Origin of the sequence: Arthrobacter sp. B2a2-09 (assembly GCF_027587375.1) — a bacterium.
GTDB lineage: Bacteria > Actinomycetota > Actinomycetes > Actinomycetales > Micrococcaceae > Arthrobacter.
In genome coordinates, this window is record NZ_JAMXIC010000034.1 from 19,353 (window position 1) to 42,554 (window position 23,202).

Genomic DNA, 23,202 nt, shown 5'->3' on the forward strand with positions numbered 1-23,202 from the left:
TGAACGGTGCGCATGCCTATGTTGCTGTGCAGCGCGCCTGAATAGCGTTAGTCCCTATCAGCTTGACTTTCGACGATGGAGACGACACGTGACCACTTCACTGCCACCGGCACCCCTTACCAAATCCGACCTGGACATTGTGCTTGAGGAACGGCTTTCGGATGCCCGGACGCTGCCTGCAAACGCCTACCTGTCGCAGGACATTCTTGACTGGGAGCGCAAGCACCTCCTCGAGGCCGCGTGGGTCTGCGTCGGCCGCAGCAGCGACGTCGCCAAGGCTGGTGACCAGCGTGCCGTCCGAGTCGGCACCCAGGGCATCCTGCTCACCCGCGACGATTCCGGCGCCCTCCATGCCTTTTACAACGCGTGTCGCCACCGCGGCCACGAATTGCTTCCCGTGGGCGCGTGCACGAACAAAAAGCTGGTGCAGTGCCCGTACCACGCCTGGGTTTTCGGCCTCAATGGCGAGCTTCGGTCGGCGACCCAGTTCATGGACACCGAGAACTTCAACAAGGAGGAGTGGCCGCTGCTCGAGGTCCGATCCGTCGAGTGGTTCGGCTGGATCTTCATCAACGCCTCCGGTGACGCCCCTGAGTTCAGCGAGTGGGTCGGCAATCTGACCGGGGTGGTGGCTCCATGGGACCCCACGGATATGGTTGTCGGTGAGTCGCATAACTACACTCTCAAGACCAACTGGAAGACGGTCATCGAGAACTACCTCGAGTGCTACCACTGCCCGTCAATTCACCCCGAGCTCTGCCGCGTCGCCCCGCCGGAATCCGCGATGGGCCTGCATCAGACAGGCATGTGGCTGGGCGGCGGCCTGGAGTTTCGTGACGACGCGGACACGAACAGCCTCGACGGCCGCAGCGGCGGCGACCGCATCGTCGGAATTGACGACGAGCAGGCCCGCTGGACGCTCTACTTCATGCTCGCGCCCAACCTGCTACTGACGCTGCAGCCGGACTACGTGATGACCCACCGGCTCGTGCCCCTGTCGCCCGGCGAGACGTGGGTGGAGTGCACGTGGTACTTCCCTCGCGAGGTGGCCGAGCGGCCGGGTTTTGACCCGTCGTTCGCCGCGGACTTCTGGGACATCACCAACAAGCAGGACTTCGGCGCCTGTGAGTCCGTTTACCAGGGGATGCTCACTGACGGTTACCGCCCGGGTCCGTTCGATGAGCGCGAGGACGGCGTCCGTGCCTTCCAAGCGCAACTCGCCACGGCCTATCTGACAGGTCGTTGGGAAAAGCCACTACAGATCAGCCTGGGCGCCTCCCATGTCGTCTGATCTGGAGCTCTCTCTCGAGATCACGGCGGCTTCCCTTGTGGCCGCCGGAGTGCGGTCGCTGCGCCTCGAGCGCAGCGACCGTGCCCCCCTCCCCCACTGGGAACCGGGTGCACATCTCGAATTCGAGCTGCCTAACGGGCTGATCCGCCATTACTCGCTATGTAACGACACCAATGAAACCGACTCGTATGAAGTAGCCGTACTCTTGGCTCCCGAAAGTCGCGGAGGGTCAGAATACATGCATAACGATCTCCAGGTGGGCGACGCAATGACGGTTCGAGGACCGCGGAACAACTTCCCCTTCGCAGTCGGCAGCGGTGAGAGGGCGCTCTTCATTGCAGGCGGTATCGGCATAACCCCAATCTTGCCCATGATCAGGAGAGCCAACGAAGAAGGCATCGAATGGAGCCTCGTCTACGGCGGCCGGTCTCGCGAGTCGATGGCCTACCTTGACGAACTCCAGCGTTACGGGTCACGGGTCCAAATAGTGCCCGAAGATGAACTCGGGCGAATGGACCTTCGGACACTCCTAGGCGTGCCTCAGCTCGACACGAAAGTCTTTTGCTGCGGACCTACGGGACTTCTGGACGCCGTCCAGCAACTCTGTGGGACATGGCCGACTGGGACGCTGCATCTGGAGAGATTTGCTGCCGGAAGCCTCGACGAGGACTTGGAAGCGGACTCGAGGGTGTTCACCGTCGTCGCCGAACGCAGTGGCGTGACCTGTGAAGTGGCTGTTGGTGAGTCGATCACAGATGCTTTGGGGCGGGCCGGAATCGTCGTGCCTACCTCGTGCAGGGAAGGCATTTGCGGTACATGCGAAACAAAGGTGATCGCCGGCGTTCCTGACCACCGCGACTTCCTGCTTGGCGACGCCGACCGCGAATCGGGGGCGACGATGCTGATCTGCGTGTCGCGTGCAAATACACCGGAACTCGTCCTCGACGTTTAGCCGGTTGATGATCGGGGTTGCGCTGTGCACCACAGTTGCTTGCCTAGAACCGGGTGGTGCGGCGCAACCGGCGGGGACGGCCGTCCGGGTCCACGACGAAGCGGCTGAGCGGATCCGCCCAGAGACGTTGGAGAGGCGACACGGGTTCCGGAGTGTGGTGGCGGACGCGTCCGGTGGGGCGGAGCGAGCGGCGGCCGGTTTCGTGCCAGTGGTCGAGAGCCTCGGCGGCGGTGTTCCAAAGCTTGAGCCCGGCCGCCGGGTCGTCGAGTTGAGGATCGTCCTGGTCCAAGCCCAGGTGTTCTGCCCAGAGTTGGAGCCGGAGCCTGCGGGCCAGCGAGCGGGAAGCCTCGTGGCTGTCGACGTCGCGGGGTTCACGGTTGTCTGCAGTGGTGTCGAGTACGGCGCAGGTGATCTCACTGTCGGTGGTCCAGGATCGGCGGTTGAAATTGTCTGAGCCGCACGTAAACCAAGTGTCGTCGATGATGCAGATCTTGGCGTGGACGTAGATCGGAGTTCCGGAGCTGTTCTCCAGGTCGAACACGCCGACCCTGTCCGGTGCCACCCGGCGCAGCAGTCTGAGGGCGCGCAGTTGCCCGATCCGGCTAGGCGGCCCTGCTAGCGGGCCGTCGGAGTCGGGGTAGCGGGGCACGACGGCGATCACGTTCAAGTCGGGGTTCCGTTCGAGGGCCGCTGCGATTCCGGTTGCGACCTCTGTCGACCAGAGGTACTGGTCCTCGATGTAGATCAGCGAGCGGGCGCGGGCGAAGGCTTTCGCGTAGCCGCGGGCAATGCTGCGTTCTCCTTCGGGCGCGAACGGGAACGGGGGACGTTTCACGCCGTAGGTGCGCAGTAGCTGCACGGCATGGGGGCCGGCCGGTGGTGGCGGCGGTGCAGTGGCCGGGAGCGGTTCGGGGTGCCTGGGCATACGGGCCAGGCGTTGCAGCAGCATCCGGTACGGGGTGCGTCGGTCCAGGGGATGGGGGTCGTTCCACCGTTCAGCGAACACTGCCAGCACATCCGCGACCACGGGGCCGCGCAGTTCGAGCGCGGCGTCGTGCCACGGCGGACGATTCCCATACCGCGAATCCATGGTCACCGCCTGCGGATCTCCCGCATGGTCGGCGTCGTCCCGTCGGCTGTGGGAAAGGTCGAGCCCGCCAACGAACGCGACATCCCGCGACGGATCGTCACGACGGCGGATGACGAACATTTTCTGGTGATGGCATCCGAAAAGGCGTACACGCTGATCCAACAGCACCTCTCCCCCGGCGTCGTTGATCTTACGACTCAGGAGCTCGTTGGATCGGCCGCTCATCGGGGCCGATACCCGCTCTCCGTGGGATCTCCAGACAAGGCCCCGCACTTCCACCCCTGCGCGGGCCAACCCCGCGAGCAAGTCCCCGATCGACGGTCCATCCGCCAGCAGCCGCTCGTCGGCGTCGCCACGCCAGTCGGTGAACCACACCCGGTCTCCCGCTTGCAGAGCAGTCAGCTCCTCATACAGCCGGGCAAAGTAGCTCGCTCCATGAATCAGGGGCCGCACGAGGTTGCCCTCCGACCACGACGGAGACCCGGCCCCACCCGCGTGCACGTCCGTGGCCAGATTCCCCCGCTCAGCGCGACTCAGGAACCACGTGCCAGCATCACTGTCCACTCAGTGCTCCTTTCGGGGCCTGTGTCAATCCTCTAGTGTCCGGTCATCAAACAGCCTAGAAGGCAACCTTACTGATCAAAACCATGCGGAATGTGAGGCGGACAAGTCGCGGCCCTTACGGCGCGCTGATTCTGCCCCTCGCTGCCGGGGCCGTAATCGCATCACTGCTGGCCTTCACTACGGGCTTGGTGTACGACCACTGGCTCACGGATGTCCTGGCAGCCTGGACCCTCGGCGCCGCTTGGCTGGTCCTGGTCATCACCGCACACCGCCTTAACGAGCTTGGTCGGTCCGCCGCGACCAAAGCCGTGATCATCCGTTCCATCCGGTCGCCACCGGCAAAGCGGCCGGCGTCTACGGTGACTAGCGGCGGGCTAATCGTTTCTCCGGGGGCTGTGGAGACACAGAGGTTTCGAAACACCAAGTCGGATTAGGAGAAGGGGTCGGCTGGCCGCAAGCGGATCGTTGAACTTTCCAAGGCCCACGACCGGCGTGGAGCCGGTCGGCGCCGAGAACTTCGTCCGCCACGCACCGAGAGTGAGTCAAAGTCCGCCGCATGGTCATGGCCGGTGATCGGACGGGCAGCGGCTGGCCTCTGCGCGGTGGCCAATCTGTCCATTCTTGGTGTGATCATCGCCGACGCCGAGACCAGCAGCACTGCGGCGGTGCTCGACGCCATGGCTCCACCCTCGGGGCGCCTCGGGCTGCTGGCTTTCGGGGTACATGCCTTGATCATCCTCGGCGCTGCCGTTGCGGTGAACTCCCTGCCGGGCCCCGGTTACGGGAAGAGTATCTTCAGGCGGAACGACCTCTCCGGGCTGACCAAAGCTGCCCATGCCTTTCCGCTCTTGGCCGTTTCGTTCCTGCTCTACTGGTGTGTCTACATTGGGATCACGGAGTTCGCATGGAGACGCAACCAGCCCGGGTCGGACATTGCAGCCGTCAGCGCAGACGCCACAGTCCTCGGGGCTGCCGCCTTCGCCCTTTGGTTGATCTCGGTCGCGCTCGGCATGAGATCACCGCATTCTGCGGGAAACGCCTCTTCGGAGCAGCCCTAGCTTCGCCCGTTGCGAGCACGACCACAGCGATAACTCGGATTAGGGTGACTTAAGAAGAGTCGAGACTCGAAGAGGGGAATTCCGGCCTCCCCGATACTAAAACCGCAACTCAAAGCCAAAATCGGAGCCCCTGTCGGATTCGAACCGACGACCCCCGCTTTAGGACCAAGGGCCTCTGTGCGACTTGAATCCCAGGGTTTTCTCCCGGATTCTCGGGGTTTTGGAGGCAACGATGGGTGATGAATTGTCGTTGGTTGCCGCTGATTAAGGTGAGTTAAAGGTGAGTCGGTTGCAATGGGATCCCGCAGTAATGCCCGTCCTGCCCGTGTCCGTCACCGTGGCCCGCCACTACTTCCTCCTGTCCGTCGGGAGGACTTCCGCAGCACCCCAGTTGATCCTCCATGGCTGACGATCTCCGGTACCGTATGACTTAGGCTGAGCCTCAGGATCACGCGGGAAGCGCGGGACGAAGAGACGCGGAATAGTCACCGCGGGAAAAATCCTTCGCATGCTTCTCTGAGCTGCGTTTCTAATCGCTAGAGGTTCAGGCCAGGGGGCCTTTGCAGGCTGTACTTCTCGTCCAGCGAGTTGTATTCATTTCATTCTCCTAAGCCACTAGAGGTGGGTTGAGAAAAGCCCAGTCGTGTCAGTCCGAGCGTGGTCACGGAGAACGTCATCCCTGTCGGGCGGAAAGGACTTCCTTCACGCGCTTCAGATAGGTGCGGGCGCGGGCCTCCCACCACTGCACGGGGTCTTGGGCAAATTTGAAGCCTGCCGGCAGTTCCATGACGATTCCCATTGTCATGGTGCATCCTGTTGGCGTCGGTTCAAGCGTGTAGGTGGAGCGGCTGTTTGTCTTGTCGGGTGTGACAGACCTTGTCGCGGCCCACCTCGGGGTCTCCTCACCAATGACTTCGATGATGGACACGGTCCCGTCGCGTCCGATGATGCATTGCTGCTCTCCTACACCGGTTGGTGTTCCGGGGACCCTGAAGGCACGCTGGGCGTCTGAGAGCAGGACGGCGCTCTCGGCGGGCCGAATAAGCGCCCAGACCGTTTCGGGGTCGTGATCAAATGTCTCTGTCGTTTGCGCGCTGTACGTGGTAGCGGGAGTGGAAGCGCGGGCGGCCTGAGCCTTTTGCGCTGCTTTGACGGCCCGCTTATGGCGCGTGTTCACGATGCCTGTAGCGCCCGCCAGCATCAAAGCCAGGGCCGAGGCAACGATTAGGACACTTAGTCCCAGCTCCGGCTTGCCGAAAGCGCTGATCACTGCAGCGAGAACACAGATGGCGATAAAGCCGCCAACAAAGAGGATGTTCTGGAGGACTTTCACGAACATGATCACGTCGTCATTATGACTGCCATAAGTTCTTGCGACCGTGAGGTTCGGCATGCGCGTCTGGCAAAAAGTCATAGTCGTTAGCCGGTCGATCAGGGGGATGCGGCGCTCCCGTGTTCACGCAGCAAAGCGCTGGAGTGGCGCGAGACCGGGGCGGGTTCGCACCCGCCAACTGGCGTCGACCCTACATCGATCGAGGTCCCGCCGTCCCAGTCGAGCGCGGAACATTGTCTTTTCGCCGAACTCGCCCTCGATAGGCGCTCCGGCACTCATCTCGGACATTAGTGTCCCCGCAGAGAGCGCAGGACCCCGGCGTCGTGCCGGGCCGCACGCCGTTCACCACGGACAGCCAGAAGAATCTTCGCTTTTTGTCGTACTGATGCTCGATCATCGCTGGGCGGGTCCTACGCGCAACCAGGGCGCCTTGCGCCGGCCCCAATCCAAAACTTCGCTCGGCGCTCCGCTTATTTCCTCGCGAACTTTTGGACCGTTCCCGGTTCCCCAAGTTGCGCTCCGGCCCCTCATGCCCAGCAGCGGTCCCCGTATCAGAACGACGCCGAAAACTAACGCCCACGGCCGACGCCGCATCTGAAAGAGAAGGGCCATGGAAACGCTCACCATCAAAACCCCGCCGTTTTCCTCAGTTTCATCGGCCACACCCTGGCCTTCTGGCCCCAGGAAAGCCTCGTGTACAACACCCTAGACACCAACCACATTGGAGTCACCCTCCGTGTGGATCTCCCCAAGCACGACGGAAGAGCTTTGTCGAAGAGTGCGTCTGCTATCCAGATCTCGACCCGGCCATGAGTATCCGCGCGCTCCGTAAGTGAATTCAGGGCTGCGATTCCGGGGCACTCTTGAAGACATTTGTGTCAAGGGCGATCGCCCTGACGAAGGTGTAGTCGGGCGAGCACGTGGCAGGCGTTGTCCATGCTCCGATCGTGACCTGTGCAGACCCGGACGACCAAGCTGCACCCAGCGTTCCGCAAAACACGAAGTCGGACTTCTTCTGGCTCGTTGGGTTGGAAGCGGACCCACCGGTGCATGTGTGCACACCAATGGGTTGTCCACAGAACCGGCATGGTTCCGGGCTGATCCTGCCTACATCTATTCGAAGGTTGTGATGCTGGTTAGCTGGATATTGCCGGTGGCTTCGTCGACGTCGAAACGGCGAAGTGTTCCGCGGCCTAAAGCGTCGGCCGCCATCCGGGCGAGGCTGAGCGCGTTAGCAGCGCATTGGGATTCGGTGCCAACGCCGTAGCAATGGTCGACGACGGCGTCGGGAACGAACCTTCCGCCCATTGCGGCATCGTTTTGCCGACCCGACCACCAGCGCTGCCGGGCCCGTTCGATGGCGCTCGTCAGCGTAGTTTCGACGTCGACAACTTCGACATCCTCGTAGCGAGACATGAAGAGCTCGTCGATGTATTGGGCCGGCAGCTTTTCCCAGGACAAGGTGCCATCGATGACGACGTTCTCCCCTGCCGCCAGGGCCATTGGCGGACGAGGTTCGTTGTTCTCGTAGAGATCCTGTGAATGTGGGACGCGAGTTCCCGGACACCTACGGGCCCGCCATCCGGCAGCGTGTGGTCGTACCGGTAGCTGAGAAGGCCGTGCCGTTCAGCATCGTCAAGGATCATGTCTTTTGCATCATCGGGGTCGATGAGGCGGTAACCCCGGAGGTCCAGCGTTTTCAGCGCTTCGGTCTTGCCTGCGCCGGGCGGGCCTGCGGCGACGACCACGGCCCGGCCCGCGCTGGTGATGTCCTGCTGCCGGCCCATATACGCTTTGGCCAACCGGACCACCGCCGCGTCATCGAAGTAGGCGACGAGCAATTCCGGAGCCTTCTCCAAGTCTCCGCCGGGCGCGTAGAGATTGGTTAGGGCGGCGTGGACGTCGTCCCTTTCAGCGGCCAATGGCCGCCCTGACCTCATTGAATTCGGCCTCGTCCAGTAGTCCCTGTGCGAACGCGCTGACTACCTGATCCCACGTGCCCGGGATCCGGCCCTCCTCCGGGTAGGGCGCGTCCTCCCCGTCGGTAAACGTCATGGACTTCAGCGTTGCAAGTAGCTCTGGCCGCGACGTGTCGTAAGCAAAGGCGCGAAGAATGATTTCCTCGGGCTCCTGTGAAGCGAGGACGGACGGCCGACGTTCAATGGCTTTGAGCATTCGATGTACTTTGGCTTGGCTGGTAACGAGAATCTCGGCAATCTGGCGCTGGTTCCTTCCGCGCGAGGACGCGTTGTGGACAGCGCGGAGCTCATCCAACAGATCAACGCGCTGGCGCGCTTGGCGCTGCAGCGCCCCCCGGTGCAAAGCAGCAAGGTCACTGTTGTTCATGACGATCATGGGCACTCCCCTCTCTTCACCTGGAATTGTACTCCTTTGATTCAGAATGAATCAAAGCGGGGCGAGAGGGCCGAGCCGTCGAAGCAAGCCGGGCGACGGCAGCCGTTAGCCGCACCTTGAAGATCCTATGCCCGAAAAGTCCGGCGAATTTCATCCGGCACGATGCGGTCCTTGATTTTTTGATTTAGCTTGCGATGGAGCCGGCGGACCGCCGACGGCAGTCTTCCCCGAGGACATGTCAACGATGATCCGAAGCCAGAAGTGCTTGTGTCGAAAACCTACAGCTTTACAAGACACCACCTGGCATGCCGCCACAAATGATCAATGCCCCGGAATCTGTCATTTTCAGCACCGGCCTGCACGACCGCCCGCGCGTTTTCGGGGTTGTGCAGGCGAGTGTTGAGCACTGGTTTTTCAGTACCCCTCTGCACTAACCTCGTTTCTGCTTGATACTCCTCTGCACAACAGGGAGGTGGCGGAGTGGACGCAGAATCGGTGCGCATTGGTGAGTCACGCACGTTGACCATGTCGGACGTTGTGTGGGATCGCACGAAGGCAGTTTCGGCAGTGATCGCACCGTTGGCAGCGAAGGCGATCGTCGGCAGGGCAGCGGTTGATGCGGCCGCATCGGTGTTGGGGACATCGCGCCGCCAGATCTACGTGTTGATCAAGCGGTACCGTGACGGGTCCGGTCTGCTGACTGATTTGGCCCCGCGGCGTTCCTCTGGTGGGAAAGGAACCCTGCGCCTGTCGGATGCGGTCGAGGACCTCGTCGGCGAGCTGGTGCGGAAGCAGTTCCTGACCCGGCAGAAACGGACGTTAGCGGCGGTGTACCGCGACATCGTGGCAGCATGCCGGACACGGGGGCTTCCGGTTCCGGCCAGGAATACTGTGGAGCGGCGGATCCGGGCGTTGAATCCGGTGGAAGTGGGCCGCCGTCGGGGCGGACCGGATGCGGTGCGGGGCTTGCAGTCCGCCGGTGGTGAGGTTCCGGTGATCGGGGACATTTTGGAGCAGGTGCAGATCGATCACACGGTGATTGACGTGATCGTCGTCGACGAACGGGAACGGCAACCGATCGGCCGGCCATACCTGACCGCGGCGGTCGATGTGTGCAGCCGATCCCTTGTGGGCATGGTCGTCACGTTGGAGGCGCCGTCGGCAGTGTCGGTAGGCCTGTGCTTGGCGCATGCCGGCACCGATAAACGGCCTTGGCTTGAGAATTTGGGTGTTGAGGCGCAATGGCCGATGAGCGGAAAACCGAGGCAGTTGTATCTGGACAACGCCAGTGAATTCAAGAGTGAGGCGTTGCGGCGCGGGTGTGAGCAGCACGGTATCGAGCTGGCTTATCGGCCGCTGGGCCGGCCGCACTATGGCGGGATCGTGGAACGGGTGATCGGCACCGCGATGCAGCAGGTCCACGAACTTCCCGGGACCACATTCTCCAATCCCGTCGAACGCGGCCGGTATGACTCGGACCGGATGGCGATGTTGACCCTTCGCGAGCTGGAGAAATGGCTGACCCTTGCCGTGGCCGGCTACCACGGCACCGTTCACAGGACCTTGGGACAAACACCGGCCGGCCGCTGGGCCGAAGGAGTCGCGGCCACGGGGGTGCCGGCCGTGGCGTCGAACCCGACGGCGTTTCTGGTCGACTTCCTCCCGGTCATACGGCGCACCCTGACCCGGACGGGATTCGTCGTCGACCACGTCCACTATTTCTCGAACGCGCTGAAACCGTGGATCAGCCGACGCGACACGCTTGGCCGGTTCCTGATCCGCCGTGACCCGCGGGACATCAGCCGGATCTGGGTACTGGAACCGGACGGACACGCCTATCTAGAGGTGCCGTATCGGACGATGGCGAACCCGGCCGTGAGCCTGTGGGAGCACCGGCGCGCCCTGGCGCGGCTACACGATCGCGGCATCGCGCAGGTAGATGAGGAGGCCCTGTTCCGGATGATCGAACAGATGAGAGAGATCGCGGGCACTGCGACGAAGACAACCAAACGGATGCGCCGCGACACCGAGCGGCGCAAGATGGCGGCTGCCGCAACGGAGAAGCGCGCCAAGAGCCCGGGCCCTCCAATACCGCCCCAACCGCCTGGGGATCAGCTGCCGGACGCGGGGCCGCCGGCAGCTGCCCAGGTGTCCCGGTTCGATCAGATTGAGCAGTGGTGAGAGTGCCCGACGGCGTCGCGCCTGATCTGTCCCACCTGCATCCGGCGGTACGGGACGCGGCACGGTTGCCCGCAAAAGAGCGGGTGGAACTGATCCGGGCGGACCGGTGGATCGGTTACCCGCGGGCGGTGGAAACGGTGGCACGGTTGGAGACGTTGCTGCGCTGGCCAGACAAGGAGCGGATGCCGAACCTGTTGCTGGTCGGGCCGACGAACAACGGCAAGTCGATGATCGTGGAGAAGTTCCGCCGCGGGCACCTGCCAAGGACCGAGGCGGACAGGGAACACATTCCCGTGTTGTGCGTGCAGATGCCGTCCGAGCCTTCCGTGCTGCGCTTCTACACCGCGCTCCTCGCCGCCCTCGGCGCGCCTCTTCAGCCCCGGCGGCGTCTGGCCGAGGTGGAGCAGGTGTCGCTGAGCCTGCTGCGTGCCACGGGAGTTCGCATGCTCGTCATCGACGAACTGCATAACGTCCTCGCCGGGCAGGGCAACAGCCGCCGGGAGTTCCTGAACCTGCTCCGATTCCTCGGCAACGAGCTGCGCATTCCGATCATCGGGGTCGGAACACGGGAGGCGTATCTTGCGGTCCGATCCGATGACCAGTTGGAGAACAGATTCGAACCCGTCGTCCTTCCCCTGTGGAGTACCGGCGCCGCCACCCTGTCGTTGCTAGCCAGCTTCGCCGCCGCGCTGCCGCTGCAGCGACAGTCCCGGATCGCCACCGAGGACATGGCCCGGTATTTGCTGGCCCGAAGCGAGGGAACCATCGGGGAACTCACCCGGCTTTTGACCACTGCGGCGATCGCTGCAGTTAATAGCGGTGAAGAGAGCATCACCCACCGCGCCCTGGCCATGGCCGAGTACGCCGGACCCACCGAACGGCGGCGATTGTTCGAACGGGAACTGCTGTGAGCGGACCCCTGCGGTGGCCGGTGCATCCCGCGCCGAACGACGGTGAAGCGCTCTCCTCCTGGCTGCGCCGGATCGCCGGCTGCTACGGCACCGACATCGAACACCTGGGCGATGACATCGGCTACAAGCTCGGTGCGGGCGACCTTGATGACATCGACCTGGCGCCTCCGCCCGGAATGATCGAGGTCCTGGCGGAGCGCACCGGGGTCGCCCCTGCCCGGCTACGGCACATGAGTGTGGCCGGCTCGGTTCCGTGGTTGCTCGATGACATGGAGCCCGGCCCGGACGGCTTCGCCACCTATACCCGGCAGCTGTCGGTGCTGCGGCCGGCCGGGAAGCAGAAAGCGCGGTCGGTCCCGTCGTGGCGGCCGTGGCTGCCGGACCGGCTGCCGGCGAGAGGGTGTCCGGAATGTGTGGCAGAGAGCCCATCCCCTCATCCATACCGGTTACTGTGGGCAATCCCCATCGTCTCCAGCTGCCCGGCCCACGGCTGCTGGCTTGAGGCAACCCTCGCCGCGCGCAGCTACTTCGGGATGTGGGATTTCGACCGGCCGGCACCCAGTCCGGCACCGCAACACGTCCTGACGTTGGATCAACGAACCCAGCACGCGTTCGCCATCGGACATGTCGAGCTTCCGCGCCGGCGAGTCCATGCCGGGATCTGGTTCCGGCTTCTTCGCACCGTGGTCGATGAGCTCAGCTGCCCCCTCTCCGAGAACCGGCCAGCCGATACCGACACCATCCGGCAAATATGGAAAGAAGCCGGCTATCCCGCCCGCGACGGACAGGGACTCTGGCGCCCGTTCGAACAGCAACCGGAAACGGTGCAACGGCACACCATGGAGGCTGCGGCCGTCACCATCGCCCTCCTCGAGGCAGGGACAATCACCGGGCGTGGCTCGGGCGCGCACCTCTTCCTTCCGGAACCTGATCTCGACCTCGGTGACGGCCGAACACCGGCTGAATTTTCGAAGAGTCAAGCCGACAACCTAAAGGCGCTCGGGCAGGCCCTGGAAGAAGCGATCCAGGCGGCCCGGGAAGACCCTGCCGAGGCGCAAGCCCTCTACGCCTTCGCCCTCATCGGATGCAGAACACCGGAGTCCGTGACCCGTCTGAGAGCCGACTTCGCCGAACTCGGCATACCCCTGGAAAGCTTGTCACATACGGGCGGTCAGGTATCCTTTGCATGACTTAGAATAAATAACTGGTTAAGTGACAATTTTAGACTGCGTGCCTTTTTCGATTCCGGCTGTCACTTAAACGTACATATAAATGACGGAAGGAAATGGCTGTGCTGGTCGGATACATGCGTGTCTCCAAGGCCGACGGGTCCCAGACGACGGACCTGCAGCGCGACGCTCTGGCCGGGGCGGGCGTCGGATCGAACCAACTGTATGAGGACAAGGCCTCGGGGAAGAAGGAGGACCGCCCGGAACTGGCCGCCTGCCTGAAAGCCCTGCGCGACCACGAGGACACGCTGGTGGTCTGGAAACTGGACCGACTCGGCCGGGACCTGCGCCATCTGGTCAACATCGTCCACGACCTCACCGAGCGCGGAATAGGTTTGAAGGTCCTCACCGGACAGGGGGCCGCCATCGATACGACCACGGCTTCCGGGAAGCTCGTCTTCGGGATCTTTGCCGCCCTGGCAGAATTCGAGCGCGAACTCATCTCTGAACGCACGATCGCCGGCCTCGCCTCCGCCCGCGCCCGCGGCCGCAAAGGCGGACGCCCCTTCAAGATGACGCCGGCGAAACTCCGTCTCGCCATGGCATCCATGGGCCGGCCCGGCACCAAAGTCAGCGACCTGTGCACCGAGCTCGGCATCACCCGACAAACCCTCTACCGCCACGTCTCACCCACCGGGGAACTGCGCCCCGACGGCGAAAAGCTCATGTCCCGGTAAGCTCCGGGTGACGCCTCGGGGAGTTAGAACGAAGACCGCAGATGCGCGGCAACGGCGAAGTACACCCGCTTTGATCGCACCCAGACTGCCCCGGTGACAGCTCTTCGGAACGCACGGAGTGACAGACTATGAACCAGCGAAGGAGAAACAACCGCTTCGGTGCACCGCCAGACCCAGGAGAGCCTCATGGATGACGCCCATCACGCCTTCACCGTCACTTTGCCCGAACTGAGGAAATACAAAACGGCGGGCAACATTTCGGGTCCGTTCTTCTTGTTGTTCTGGATCCTTTTGGGCTTCACCGAGTTCGGAACGACAGGCATTCCCTCTTGGCTCGGATTTACCGTCACGGGTATCGTTCTTGCCCTCTCGACCGGGTTTTCCATTTATGGGAGCCGGAAACGCAAACAGCTTGCACCGGTCATCAACCGCAGATTCGCAGAAGAGTTCACCGCCCGCACCGGGTACGAGTATCCCCAGGACGTAGACATCCTAAGCGTCAAACGAACCATAGCGGTGCGAAGCCTTGACGGCTCCGTGTTCCTATGGGGCATCAGACGTGCGAAGGATGCCGTCAACGTATTTCCCACCACCTGAGACAGCCAACTCACGCGCAACCCCTCCAGCAGCTACGACCGCGAATCAGGCCTAGTGAAGAGGACTTCTGACATTCCGTGCAGACGACTTCTGAAACCGACAGAATCACGCGGGTCCCGCGAGACGGCGGGTGTCTTGCAAAGTCGTCTCACTGCCCGTCGTGTCTCGCGGCGTGTTTTGGGTGTTTCCAAGACAGTATGGTGCAGTGAGACAACTCGGGTACACCAGAATCAGCACCGCCAGCCAGGACGCCCAACTCCAACTCGATGCGCTCCTGGCCGCCGGCGTGCAAAAGCGGGATGTGTTCGCCGATGTCACCTCCGGAAGCAGAACGGCGATCGAGCGGCCCGGGATGAAGAAGCTGCTGGAGTACGCCGAAGACGGCGACACCGTCGTCGTGTGGCGGGTCGACCGCCTCGGCCGGTCCCTGATCGACGTCCTGAACACCGTCAACCTGCTGCGCGAACACGGTGTGCACCTCCGATCCATCTCGGACGGAATCGACCCGGCCACCTCAACCGGGCGGATGATGCTGAACATGCTTGCCACCCTGGCCGAGTACGAGCGTGAGCTGATCGTCGAACGCGTCAACGCCGGAATCGCCGCAGCCAGGCAAAGCGGCACCCGCTTCGGCCGTCCGCCCGTCAGCCTGGAGGTCATCGCGGAAAAGCTCGCAATCGTCGCCGATGCCCGCAAACGCGGACGCACCGCGGCCGACGCCGCGGCTCTCGTCGGTTGGAGCCGCGCGACGCTCTACCGCCACCAGACGGCCAGTAGCTCCGCCGGAACCCAGGCCACATAGCGATGCAATTTCTACGCCATTTATCACTGCGATCCACAGCGAATGGTGGTCTCGTAACTGACGGTATATACACCGCCTGGTGGGCAGCTGCATGGCCCATGGCCAACGTCATGGCAGCAGCCACCGCGACCGCCGCCTGACCGCTCAGGCCCTACCCAGAAACCGTCGCCGGAAAGCCCAGCGAGATCCTCAGGGAAGCACTGGCCCCGTAAAAACCGCCATTCCGAACTAACAGTCACAATTTGGACCCTGCCGTCGTCGCGATCGTTCAGTCGGTGAGACGTCTCTTATCCCTAGTTTTGAGGCACAAAGGTTTCGAGTCACCGAATCGGATTAAGAGAACGAGTCGGCTCAGAGGGAACGTCTAGTGGAAGCTTCTCGCCTAAGGGCGGCGCACGTGGACCTAATCCTCGTCCTGATACCCGGCTTGGTCCTGGAGGACTGACCGCCGGTACGTGCTCGGTGTGAATCCCAGGGTCTTTTGGAAGTCGTTCGTCAGGTGGGCATGGTCGGTGTAGCCGAGTTCGGCAGCTATCGCCGCGAGGTCTGCAGCCTGGTCGGTCCGTGACCGATCGGCGGCCTCCTGCAGGCGGCGCCGTCGGATGAGCGCGGACGGGCTCAGGCCGATGTACTTCCTCGCCACCCGTTGAAGGGTTCTCGGCGAAACGAACAGACGAGCCGCAACGTCCTCAATGCGGAGCACGTCGCTGCACGTTCCGATAATGTCCATCATCGCGTTGGCAAGAATGCCCTCCTCGGACACCTCCGGACGCTGCGCTACCAGCCAACCAGCGAAAGCCTCCACAGCGTGTTGCCGACGCTCCCGTGTATCGGTTCCGCCCATAGCCTCCGACACTGAGGCATGCAGATCCGCAAGCAGCAGTGGCAGCTGGGAATCCCGCAGGCTCCCTGGATCGTGCGTGAAACGCGGAACCAGCGCGGGACGCAGGAGGGCCCCAACCGCCCAGCCCCGGCCTGTGAGATCGCGATGTGATCGATAGGTTGTCGGGCCTGCGAACTCAACAAGATCCTTCTGGACCACAAGGTTGGATGCCGGGAATGCGATCAGATGCTGGCGTGACGTGTGCCCCGGCGCAATGTCCCATTCGGGGATCCAAAACCACTGCACCAGGTTCGACACGGACTCAGGCGCGGGCACACGGTGAAACGTGGGAAGCCGGGCAGGGTAGAGGATTCCCTTGAATGAACCCACCATGGGCGGACACTCCTTATCCAGGCTGTCGCTATTCTCCAAGCCGCTGGGCGGACGCGTGCCTACCATGAGATCTATGACTGATACTACAAGCCCCGAACTGACGGCAGCCGCCGACGGCAAGCACACAAGATCCGGCATCCCACACGGCTTCACCAGCCTCACCCCATTCCTTGCGATCCCCTCGGCGAAGGAGGCGATCACGTTCTACCAGGACGTTTTCGGCGCCCGCACCGTCAATGCGACCGAAATCGGGGGAATCGTGGTCCACGCCGAGCTGGACTTCGGTCAGGGACGGCTCCAAATCGGTGAGCCCAACCCGGACTACCACCTCGTCCCGGCGCCGAACGGCGACGATGATTGCTACTCCGTCGGCTTCTACTGCGCGGAAACGGACGCCCTCGTCGCGCGCGCCGAGCGGGCAGGAGCTACCGTCCGGGAGCCGGTGTCCACCTTTGTGTCAGGAGACCGATTCGCCAGCATCCGCGACCCCTACGGTGTGCGCTGGTCAATCATGACTCGGGTCGAGGACCTCTCCGAGGAGGAAAGCACACAGCGCGTTGCCGACTGGGCCGCCAAGCAAGGCTGAAAGCATCTCTGCATGTTGCCTTGGTTTCGGCATAGTCCGTCATGTTTGATCCGTACCGGGCAATGGACCCGCTTTGTCCGCCGGGCCCGGGAGGTTCGCGCTTGGGGTGGCTGCTTACGGCCGCCTGGAACGCAGCTGGTGCCAGCCGCTCCCCCGTTGCGCTGCACACTGCTCGCTCCGGTCCTGTCCACGATTGGGGGCAATTCGGGTTATCCACGGCTTGATTTTCGGGAGCCATAGGTGAAGCTCCCTTCGGCAGTCGTAGCGGTGGATAACCTGGACAGAATTGTCCCCGGTTGTGGGCAGCGTCGCCTCTCCCCCGGGCTGCGCCGGAAACCCTGGGACTCCGGCCGCACGAGTGGGCCCGGTGGGTCTGTCAAAGGCTGGCGCCTTCGGGGAGCCGAACAGGACGCATACGCCTTTCCCTGACTTTCCCTCGTGGGGTAACATCGATGTTGCAAGGGGCAGTAGCCCTGAGAAGTGGGCCTGGCAGTCTTCCGGATGGTATGACGAGCCGGGCCTGCGTTGTTTAACGGGAGCAGTCGACGATTTCCTGAACCAGCGGGGCAGCCTTGCGGATCCAATCTCCGCCTTTCTGATGGCACCACGCTACGGCGTTACTGACCCACAGAAGAGGCTCCTCGTGGGGTTTACAGTGCATGTATTGCAAACCCTCACCATCGTGAGATTTCAGGTGCTGCGCGATGATCCGCCGGTCTGCCTGCTCCAGAGATTCGTCGCTTTCGAGCACGAGCTTTGTTGCCCCGGCTGCCAACAGATCATCGAGCAGACCCTCCAAGCACAGAGGCCTGGCAACCTTGTCAGGCAGGTTCCTGGCAACATACAGCCTGGTACGGAGCCCGGATTGGATGGCTCCGTTAAGGAACGCGTTCCTGGAACTGTCGCTTTCGCTTTTAAAGTGCACCCGGCGTTGCCCTGCCCGACGCAGGAGGGCGATCGCACGCCTGGCACTTGCGACGTCACCGGGCGCAACCACCGAGGCCGCCACGTAGTAGGCCTTCGACTTCGATTCGTCGACGAAGACGTGCGCACCGGACGGGATCAGCGAATTCACTCACTGAACTCTAATCGAGGACCTGGACAACCTGCTTCCAAGGGGCACGCTCCTTGCATTGGCTGCTGGAGGAACCGGCCTTACCGGCCCTTTCCGCCGATCGTCTCGGTGCAGGCACTAACCCGGTGTTGCAGTAACGGGGCCTTCAGCGGGCATTTAGTCGGGCAGGGTAAACGGGCATGTCGAGGCCAGCAACGGCGCGGGCGTCCGAGAGCATGTTTGGCTGTGCACTGGACGACCGGCTTACGGGCGCAGCTTATTCCCGGCCTTCAGCGATCTGCTCAGGTGCCGCGAGGTTCAAAATGTCGGACCTGAATCGCAGAATTATCGCGACGTTGGAGATCGCCGTTATAGAGTCCGGTGATCGGCGTTGAGTCCCAGAGGAGGATGTCTTGGCAAACAGAAGGAGAACGAGGACCAACAACCGGTCGGTCCGGTCGCTGACATCACGCTCAAGGAAGAAGGACGAAACTGCGAGCAGCGCCCCCCTCGGACAGCCAGCGCTTACCGCGCGCCCGATCGTGACGCAGGAAATGAGATACACGGTCGTTCCGGAGTTTCCTGAACCTGATCCTCGCTCGAAGTTGGGTAACGGCCCCACAGGGTCTGCCGGTGACTACATCGTGGTCTATCGTCTCGGTGTGCCAGGGGTTCAAACGGTCAGCTCCGAGTTCAACTTCGGAACCCTTGAGTCAACCGGTGACAGCCTGATCGAGGCGCCTTCGGACGCAGCTCAGCTTGTGGTTGAGCTCATGGCGGCCCCAGACGCCCCAACATCGCAGACGCTCACGCTTGGCGTCAATCGCGAACATCGACTCTCCTCTGTCACAGTCCGGTGCAACGCTAAGAACTTCGAAGGCGCCGCAGCTCTGGCACATGACCTCGTGATGCCCATTCTTAGCCAACTGGCATTCAACCACGAGGTCGCCATCACGACCACAGGTCGTGAGATTCTCGAAATCGCCACTGAGGCCAGGCAGCTCTCGCAGATCGCAGTCGGTGCCGTCAAGGGCATGACCTCTGGCCTTTGGGCGTCGACGCCGGAGCAACGCAGGCTTCTTAGCAGCTACCGAGAAGGTCTGAGTTCGTCTGAGCCGCTCTACCAAGCACTGTCGTTCTACAAGGTCATCGAAGGCGTGCTGACAATGCGAACAATCGAAGACGCAGACCTGCGCGCACGAGGGGAGACGCCGAATCGTGAGTCCGAGCGAATCCCCCAGGACATCACCGCGGTTCTGCACCCGTACGACTCTGTGCTCCTAAGTGAAGCTTTCGCACCCTACTTGGGCCGAAAGTTCGCTGACGTGAGGGATGATCTCCGCGAAAGCCTGCGGAATAACATTTCGCATATGGACTTCAGTGCCGCGCCATTCGGCGCCGATTCGTATGGCGATGTCATGGCCGTCCTCAGGTCCCTGCCCGTGTTGCGGTATATGGCCCGCACTCTACTCTCATCAGTAGTGCCAGCGGGGAACAACGACATCGAGAACCGTGAGATGGACGACGAGTAAGTGTTGGAGGGAGGGCAAATGAGCGGGCACCACCACCATCACTCTGGCCGCACACGCTACCGCCGTCGCGCCACTCTTGAGGAGATGGAACAAGCGCGCAAGGAACGGCGGCAGGAAATGGGGTGTGTCATGTTCGCCATATTCCTGCTGTCGCTGCTTGTGCTCATCGTGAACGTGCTGCATCACTAGACGGCCAACCAACTGTGAGGGGGCTTGCCGGCTCTCAAGCCATGCGTCAGCGTGCGAGATGTCAACGGGGGAATGATGGAACGTAACGATCAGCCGAATCAGTCGACTCGGCTGTGGATGAAGATCCGACACGTTATGCCTTGGGTCGCCCGGGCGAAGCGAGCGACAGGAGCATAGATGACACATCTTTCGCCTGGATGGCATTCCTATCCATTGCCCAACACGGAGAACATCGTCCGGTGGTGGGACGGCGAACATTGGTCGGACGTGTACGGTTCTGTCCTCCGGGCCGACGGCAGTGAGCCGGTTTCAGTCATCGGACAGATTCGAGACCTGAAGGTCGAAAACATCCAGCAGCGATTCCAGCTCGAGTGGAAGATACGCGAGCTCGAGGGTGAGGTGTCCCGCCTGCAGGCCGAACGCGCAAAGCCGGCTACTGACGTTGAGGAACGCGTCGCGGCTGCGGAAACAGAGCTCGAGCGGATCAACGGTCGGGTCGATAGCGCGCGCCGACTGCTCGAAGTTGCCCGCAACGAAGCAGAACACGAGCTCGAGCTTAACCAGAGCTCGCACCCCGGATTTCCGGAGTACACGACGATCGCGGATTCTTCCGATGAAGCGATGGCCAAAGTCAAGGATCTTAGGAACGCCGCGAGGGGCCTGATTCGATCAGGGTCCGCGTACACGCTGACGCCAAAAACGTTTATGAGCGAGGAAGGTATTGAAGTCTCGTTCCCGGACTGGATGAAGCTGCAGGTGGCGAACGAATTGGTTGCGGTATTTAACAGGCAAGTTGAGATTGAGGCATCCCGGAAGTCCGGTGAGTACGACTACGGGGCTGTGCTCAAGACGTGGTACGTCCTTCGGCCACTTGCGTATGGTTTGGGGATCGACCTGTCAGAAGAATTCTTTAGGCAGCGGGCGGACGAGATTCTGGCACTCTCTGCACACAGATTCCGTAGAGCGGAGGAACGGGAAGAGGCTCGGTACGCGCGTGCCGAGGCGCGGGAGGAGGCAAGAGTCCAAGCTGAGCTCGAGCGAGAGAAGGCGAAGCTCGAAAGGGATCTCGAGCATCACTTCAACGCCATGGTCGCCTTGGAGAAGAAGGGCGACCAGGACGGAATAGATCGCATGTGGGCTGCGATCGCTGTCCTTGAAAAGAAGATCGCAGACGTGGATCTGCGCGCGCTCAATATTCGAACAGGATACGTTTACGTGATTTCCAACCTCGGGGCGTTCGGCCCCGAGGTGGTGAAGATCGGCCTCACCAGGAGGCTCGATCCGCTAGACCGAATCTCTGAGCTCAGCTCCGCTTCAGTGCCTTACCGATTCGATGTCCACGCCCTGTTCTTCTCCGAGGATGCCGTCGGAATCGAAAAGATGCTCCATCATCATTTTGACGACCGCCGCGTCAATCGCGTGAATAAGCGGAAGGAGTTCTTTCGGGCAACACCGTCAGAGGTGTTGAACGTCTTGCGCGAGCATAAAGTGGAGCTAGTCGACTGGACTGACGAGCCGTACGCATTTGAGTACCGACTCGGACTTCAGCAGGTCAAATCCGACAGCCCGTAACTCCGCTGCGACGTGGATGACGGCCGCGTTGATCTTCCTCAAGCGATCTCGCCCGCCGGGTAAAGGATCGGCTCACGGACTTCTCGATCGCTGGTGGGTTCGGCCTGGGCGTCGATCTGTTCGGATACCCAATTGGAATGCCCCTCAATCAGGACAACAGTTGACCTATTTGACACATAGGGTGGACGAAGCAATGCGGATTCCAATGAACGCAACGTAGCGGCCGACCGTGCGGCGGCAGCCTACGACACCGGTGAACACCGTGCAGCACTGGAACAGCAGCTCGTGACCGCAGGGGTTACCGACCCGGCGGTCACGGCACGCACGCAGGGCGAGAAAATCCAGACCGATCACTCACCCCGCCGCCAGCAAGGGAGCGAAGGCCGGCAAAACCCGTGGCGCGTCCGCCGGCTCCAAAGCGCATAACTCCGCGACAGCCCGCCGCATGGCGGCTGCAAGGTTCAACGCGAGGCTGCCGGCACCAAAATCCAGAGCACGACGGTCTCCTCGTCGGTGGTATTGGCCCAGCTGTGCGGCTCACGGCCGGGAAGGGACATTGCGTCTCCAGCTGCCAGTTCGATCTGACCGTTCGCGAGAATAAAGATGAGCCGGCCCCGAGCGATGTAGAGCACCTCGACCTCGCAGTCCACGGCGTACAGAGCAGACTCTCCGCTGCCGTGCGGTTCGATGACCGACTGGATGACCTGCACCCGCTGTTCCGGACGGGCGGTCAGCAGTCGTTCCACGATGCCCTCACCTCCCATGGAAATGCGCGGGCCCTGGCCGGATCTCGTCAGGTGGGCCTCCGGGAGACGAAACAGGTCCCCTATGGAAACCGAAAGGATCTGGCATAGGGCCACCAATGTCGTTACGCTCGGTGAGCCCAGGTCCCGCTCAAGCCTGCTGAGGAATCCCTTCGTCAGCCCGACCGCTTCTGCCACCTCACCGATCGTCATGCGCTGTGCCTGGCGGGCCGCACGGATCCGGGAACCGATGGCCAGGGGCGTGTTGCTCGGTTCGACAGGCAGTGCTTTCATGACGTCATCCTTTCTGTGGTCAGGCAACCGGTCGGTCTCATTCGTGGGCCGCCTCGCGGTCCGAAGCACCTAACGGATGCGACGAAGGATTCCTTCGGGCTTTTCCCGCACACCGTGGACGCCGGGAACCGTCCTGACCGCCTGCACACAATCGCCAGGTCACCGGCTTCTCACCGCACCCCGGGACCGGCGACCGTGCACAGCCTGGGGGAATCTGGCCGCGTTGGTCGTTTGCGGAGGAGGTTTCGTCCGAATAGCCCTGCCATCGTTCCTAGGTCCTCCGTTTGAGTCTCCCGTCTTGGGTGGACCGTGGGGGCGAGGGTCACGGGAAAGCGAGGAACTGGTGAGGGTTCGGAGAGGGTCCCCGGCCCGAGCCGAAAAGGGTGGGGATCCTAGTTGGAGCAGAATTCATCCTGCTCCATGGTCCATCCGTAGGCGACGTCCGGGCTCACGGCAACCGTGAACGCTGTGGGGCTGTGGCGGGTGACCTTGACCCCGTGGTGGCCTTCCTGCAGGGCACGGTTCTGGGCGGAATCCACTGCCTGGTTGATCTTCTGCTCGATGCTCTGGGGCGTGAAGGCCCTGATGTGGGCCATGTGCCCGTTGTCGGCTGACGTCATGGTCGACATTCCTCGCTGGGGGTGTTGGGCCCCGGGTCAATGACGTTTTCGTCGTCCGGGGCGGGATCAAACGGATGTGATGGCAACGGCGCGGCCGGCTCTCCGACGGTCGATACGCTCCGGGACTGGGGTGGAAGGACCGGAGTTGGTCTTCTGGGGTCTCCGGCAAAGCGGCCGTGCCGCAGCATGCCTCAGTGATCCCGGCCTGAACAGGGTTCGACCGGGCAGGGATCACTGAGGCGTGCGTTGCAGTGCGGTGCTGGGTTTTGGCGGGGGCGTAATCAGCGCATCGCGACGAAATACTTGCGGGACGGAGTGACGGTTGTCCAGGTTCCCCGGAAGCCCTTCGGGACGAT

At 62.4% G+C, this 23,202-nt stretch carries 25 protein-coding genes; 17 read left to right on the forward strand and 8 right to left on the reverse strand.

Annotated features, from left to right (window positions below; genetic code table 11):
- The first annotated feature begins 88 nt into the window (after positions 1 to 88).
- Both NFJ07_RS23435 and NFJ07_RS23440 read left to right on the forward strand, forming a co-directional pair.
- Positions 89 to 1,291 carry an aromatic ring-hydroxylating oxygenase subunit alpha gene (locus NFJ07_RS23435; RefSeq protein WP_269998294.1) on the forward strand — a complete coding sequence of 401 codons (1,203 nt, stop codon included), beginning with the start codon at positions 89 to 91 and terminating at the stop codon, positions 1,289 to 1,291.
- The gene (locus tag NFJ07_RS23440; RefSeq protein WP_269998296.1) at positions 1,281 to 2,243 is read left to right on the forward strand and encodes a PDR/VanB family oxidoreductase; all 963 of its coding nucleotides are present in this window, start codon (positions 1,281 to 1,283) and stop codon (positions 2,241 to 2,243) included. The genes NFJ07_RS23435 and NFJ07_RS23440 overlap by 11 nt, the downstream gene beginning before the upstream one ends.
- Positions 2,244 to 2,286: 43 nt before the next feature.
- Here NFJ07_RS23440 and NFJ07_RS23445 read toward each other — a convergent pair whose 3' ends face one another.
- Positions 2,287 to 3,897, reverse strand: a complete 1,611-nt coding sequence (locus tag NFJ07_RS23445; RefSeq protein ID WP_269998298.1) for a phospholipase D family protein — start codon at positions 3,895 to 3,897, stop codon at positions 2,287 to 2,289.
- 92 nt (positions 3,898 to 3,989) lie between these two features.
- Between NFJ07_RS23445 and NFJ07_RS23450 the strand changes: the two genes are divergently transcribed.
- The 3 genes from NFJ07_RS23450 to NFJ07_RS23460 all read left to right on the forward strand — a co-directional run bounded on the left by NFJ07_RS23450 (position 3,990) and on the right by NFJ07_RS23460 (position 5,364).
- The gene (locus NFJ07_RS23450) at positions 3,990 to 4,331 is read left to right on the forward strand and encodes a hypothetical protein (protein WP_269998300.1); all 342 of its coding nucleotides are present in this window, start codon (positions 3,990 to 3,992) and stop codon (positions 4,329 to 4,331) included.
- Between the two features lie 135 nt (positions 4,332 to 4,466).
- The gene (locus NFJ07_RS23455; protein ID WP_269998302.1) at positions 4,467 to 4,955 is read left to right on the forward strand and encodes a hypothetical protein; all 489 of its coding nucleotides are present in this window, start codon (positions 4,467 to 4,469) and stop codon (positions 4,953 to 4,955) included.
- Positions 4,956 to 5,235: 280 nt separating this feature from the next.
- Positions 5,236 to 5,364 carry a hypothetical protein gene (locus NFJ07_RS23460; RefSeq protein WP_269998304.1) on the forward strand — a complete coding sequence of 43 codons (129 nt, stop codon included), beginning with the start codon at positions 5,236 to 5,238 and terminating at the stop codon, positions 5,362 to 5,364.
- Between the two features lie 264 nt (positions 5,365 to 5,628).
- Here the strand turns inward: NFJ07_RS23460 and NFJ07_RS23465 are convergent, their stop codons facing one another.
- Positions 5,629 to 6,300 carry a hypothetical protein gene (locus NFJ07_RS23465; RefSeq protein WP_269998306.1) on the reverse strand — a complete coding sequence of 224 codons (672 nt, stop codon included), beginning with the start codon at positions 6,298 to 6,300 and terminating at the stop codon, positions 5,629 to 5,631.
- Between the two features lie 582 nt (positions 6,301 to 6,882).
- Between NFJ07_RS23465 and NFJ07_RS23470 the strand changes: the two genes are divergently transcribed.
- Positions 6,883 to 7,101: a DUF4192 family protein gene (locus tag NFJ07_RS23470; protein ID WP_269998334.1), complete on the forward strand. Its 219-nt coding sequence runs from the start codon at positions 6,883 to 6,885 to the stop codon at positions 7,099 to 7,101.
- Between the two features lie 300 nt (positions 7,102 to 7,401).
- Here NFJ07_RS23470 and NFJ07_RS23475 read toward each other — a convergent pair whose 3' ends face one another.
- Positions 7,402 to 7,791 (reverse strand): hypothetical protein, encoded by a 390-nt coding sequence (locus NFJ07_RS23475; protein WP_269998308.1) that lies wholly within the window; start codon positions 7,789 to 7,791, stop codon positions 7,402 to 7,404.
- A gap of 41 nt (positions 7,792 to 7,832) precedes the next feature.
- Between NFJ07_RS23475 and NFJ07_RS23480 the strand changes: the two genes are divergently transcribed.
- Positions 7,833 to 8,177 (forward strand): hypothetical protein, encoded by a 345-nt coding sequence (locus NFJ07_RS23480; protein WP_269998310.1) that lies wholly within the window; start codon positions 7,833 to 7,835, stop codon positions 8,175 to 8,177.
- A 22-nt stretch (positions 8,178 to 8,199) separates the two neighbouring features.
- Here the strand turns inward: NFJ07_RS23480 and NFJ07_RS23485 are convergent, their stop codons facing one another.
- A complete protein-coding gene (locus NFJ07_RS23485; RefSeq protein ID WP_269998312.1) occupies positions 8,200 to 8,643 on the reverse strand; it encodes a hypothetical protein in 444 nt (147 codons plus the stop codon).
- A 579-nt stretch (positions 8,644 to 9,222) separates the two neighbouring features.
- Here NFJ07_RS23485 and NFJ07_RS23490 point away from each other — a divergent pair.
- From NFJ07_RS23490 to NFJ07_RS23515, 6 genes are all read left to right on the forward strand, one after another.
- On the forward strand, positions 9,223 to 10,824 hold the full coding sequence (locus NFJ07_RS23490; protein ID WP_269998313.1) for a Mu transposase C-terminal domain-containing protein: 1,602 nt from the start codon (positions 9,223 to 9,225) through the stop codon (positions 10,822 to 10,824).
- Positions 10,818 to 11,735 (forward strand): TniB family NTP-binding protein, encoded by a 918-nt coding sequence (locus NFJ07_RS23495; protein ID WP_442865388.1) that lies wholly within the window; start codon positions 10,818 to 10,820, stop codon positions 11,733 to 11,735. Before NFJ07_RS23490 ends, NFJ07_RS23495 begins: the two co-directional genes overlap by 7 nt.
- Complete coding sequence (locus NFJ07_RS23500) at positions 11,732 to 12,925, forward strand: TniQ family protein (protein WP_269998315.1); 1,194 nt, start codon at positions 11,732 to 11,734, stop codon at positions 12,923 to 12,925. Before NFJ07_RS23495 ends, NFJ07_RS23500 begins: the two co-directional genes overlap by 4 nt.
- 101 nt (positions 12,926 to 13,026) lie before the next feature.
- Positions 13,027 to 13,641: a recombinase family protein gene (locus tag NFJ07_RS23505; RefSeq protein WP_269998316.1), complete on the forward strand. Its 615-nt coding sequence runs from the start codon at positions 13,027 to 13,029 to the stop codon at positions 13,639 to 13,641.
- A 186-nt stretch (positions 13,642 to 13,827) separates the two neighbouring features.
- On the forward strand, positions 13,828 to 14,238 hold the full coding sequence (locus NFJ07_RS23510; protein ID WP_269998317.1) for a hypothetical protein: 411 nt from the start codon (positions 13,828 to 13,830) through the stop codon (positions 14,236 to 14,238).
- Between the two features lie 205 nt (positions 14,239 to 14,443).
- The gene (locus tag NFJ07_RS23515) at positions 14,444 to 15,040 is read left to right on the forward strand and encodes a recombinase family protein (RefSeq protein ID WP_269998319.1); all 597 of its coding nucleotides are present in this window, start codon (positions 14,444 to 14,446) and stop codon (positions 15,038 to 15,040) included.
- 403 nt (positions 15,041 to 15,443) lie between these two features.
- Here NFJ07_RS23515 and NFJ07_RS23520 read toward each other — a convergent pair whose 3' ends face one another.
- On the reverse strand, positions 15,444 to 16,256 hold the full coding sequence (locus NFJ07_RS23520; RefSeq protein WP_269998321.1) for a helix-turn-helix transcriptional regulator: 813 nt from the start codon (positions 16,254 to 16,256) through the stop codon (positions 15,444 to 15,446).
- 73 nt (positions 16,257 to 16,329) lie between these two features.
- On the opposite strand from NFJ07_RS23520, the gene NFJ07_RS23525 reads away from it, so the two are divergent.
- The gene (locus NFJ07_RS23525; protein ID WP_269998323.1) at positions 16,330 to 16,842 is read left to right on the forward strand and encodes a VOC family protein; all 513 of its coding nucleotides are present in this window, start codon (positions 16,330 to 16,332) and stop codon (positions 16,840 to 16,842) included.
- A 529-nt stretch (positions 16,843 to 17,371) separates the two neighbouring features.
- On the opposite strand, the gene NFJ07_RS23530 is transcribed toward NFJ07_RS23525, so the two are convergent.
- A complete protein-coding gene (locus NFJ07_RS23530) occupies positions 17,372 to 17,917 on the reverse strand; it encodes a hypothetical protein (RefSeq protein WP_269998324.1) in 546 nt (181 codons plus the stop codon).
- Positions 17,918 to 18,558: 641 nt separating this feature from the next.
- Between NFJ07_RS23530 and mauJ the strand changes: the two genes are divergently transcribed.
- The 3 genes from mauJ to NFJ07_RS23545 all read left to right on the forward strand — a co-directional run bounded on the left by mauJ (position 18,559) and on the right by NFJ07_RS23545 (position 21,189).
- Entirely contained in the window at positions 18,559 to 19,428 is an 870-nt protein-coding gene (gene mauJ / locus NFJ07_RS23535) for a methylamine utilization protein MauJ (protein WP_269998325.1), read from the forward strand.
- Between the two features lie 18 nt (positions 19,429 to 19,446).
- Positions 19,447 to 19,617 carry a hypothetical protein gene (locus tag NFJ07_RS23540; RefSeq protein WP_269998328.1) on the forward strand — a complete coding sequence of 57 codons (171 nt, stop codon included), beginning with the start codon at positions 19,447 to 19,449 and terminating at the stop codon, positions 19,615 to 19,617.
- Positions 19,618 to 19,794: 177 nt separating this feature from the next.
- Positions 19,795 to 21,189, forward strand: a complete 1,395-nt coding sequence (locus tag NFJ07_RS23545) for a GIY-YIG nuclease family protein (protein ID WP_269998330.1) — start codon at positions 19,795 to 19,797, stop codon at positions 21,187 to 21,189.
- A 461-nt stretch (positions 21,190 to 21,650) separates the two neighbouring features.
- Here NFJ07_RS23545 and NFJ07_RS23550 read toward each other — a convergent pair whose 3' ends face one another.
- Positions 21,651 to 22,226, reverse strand: coding sequence for a helix-turn-helix domain-containing protein (locus NFJ07_RS23550; protein ID WP_269998331.1), 576 nt, complete (start codon positions 22,224 to 22,226; stop codon positions 21,651 to 21,653).
- 392 nt (positions 22,227 to 22,618) lie between these two features.
- Positions 22,619 to 22,846, reverse strand: a complete 228-nt coding sequence (locus tag NFJ07_RS23555; RefSeq protein ID WP_269998332.1) for a hypothetical protein — start codon at positions 22,844 to 22,846, stop codon at positions 22,619 to 22,621.
- Positions 22,847 to 23,202 lie beyond the last annotated feature (356 nt).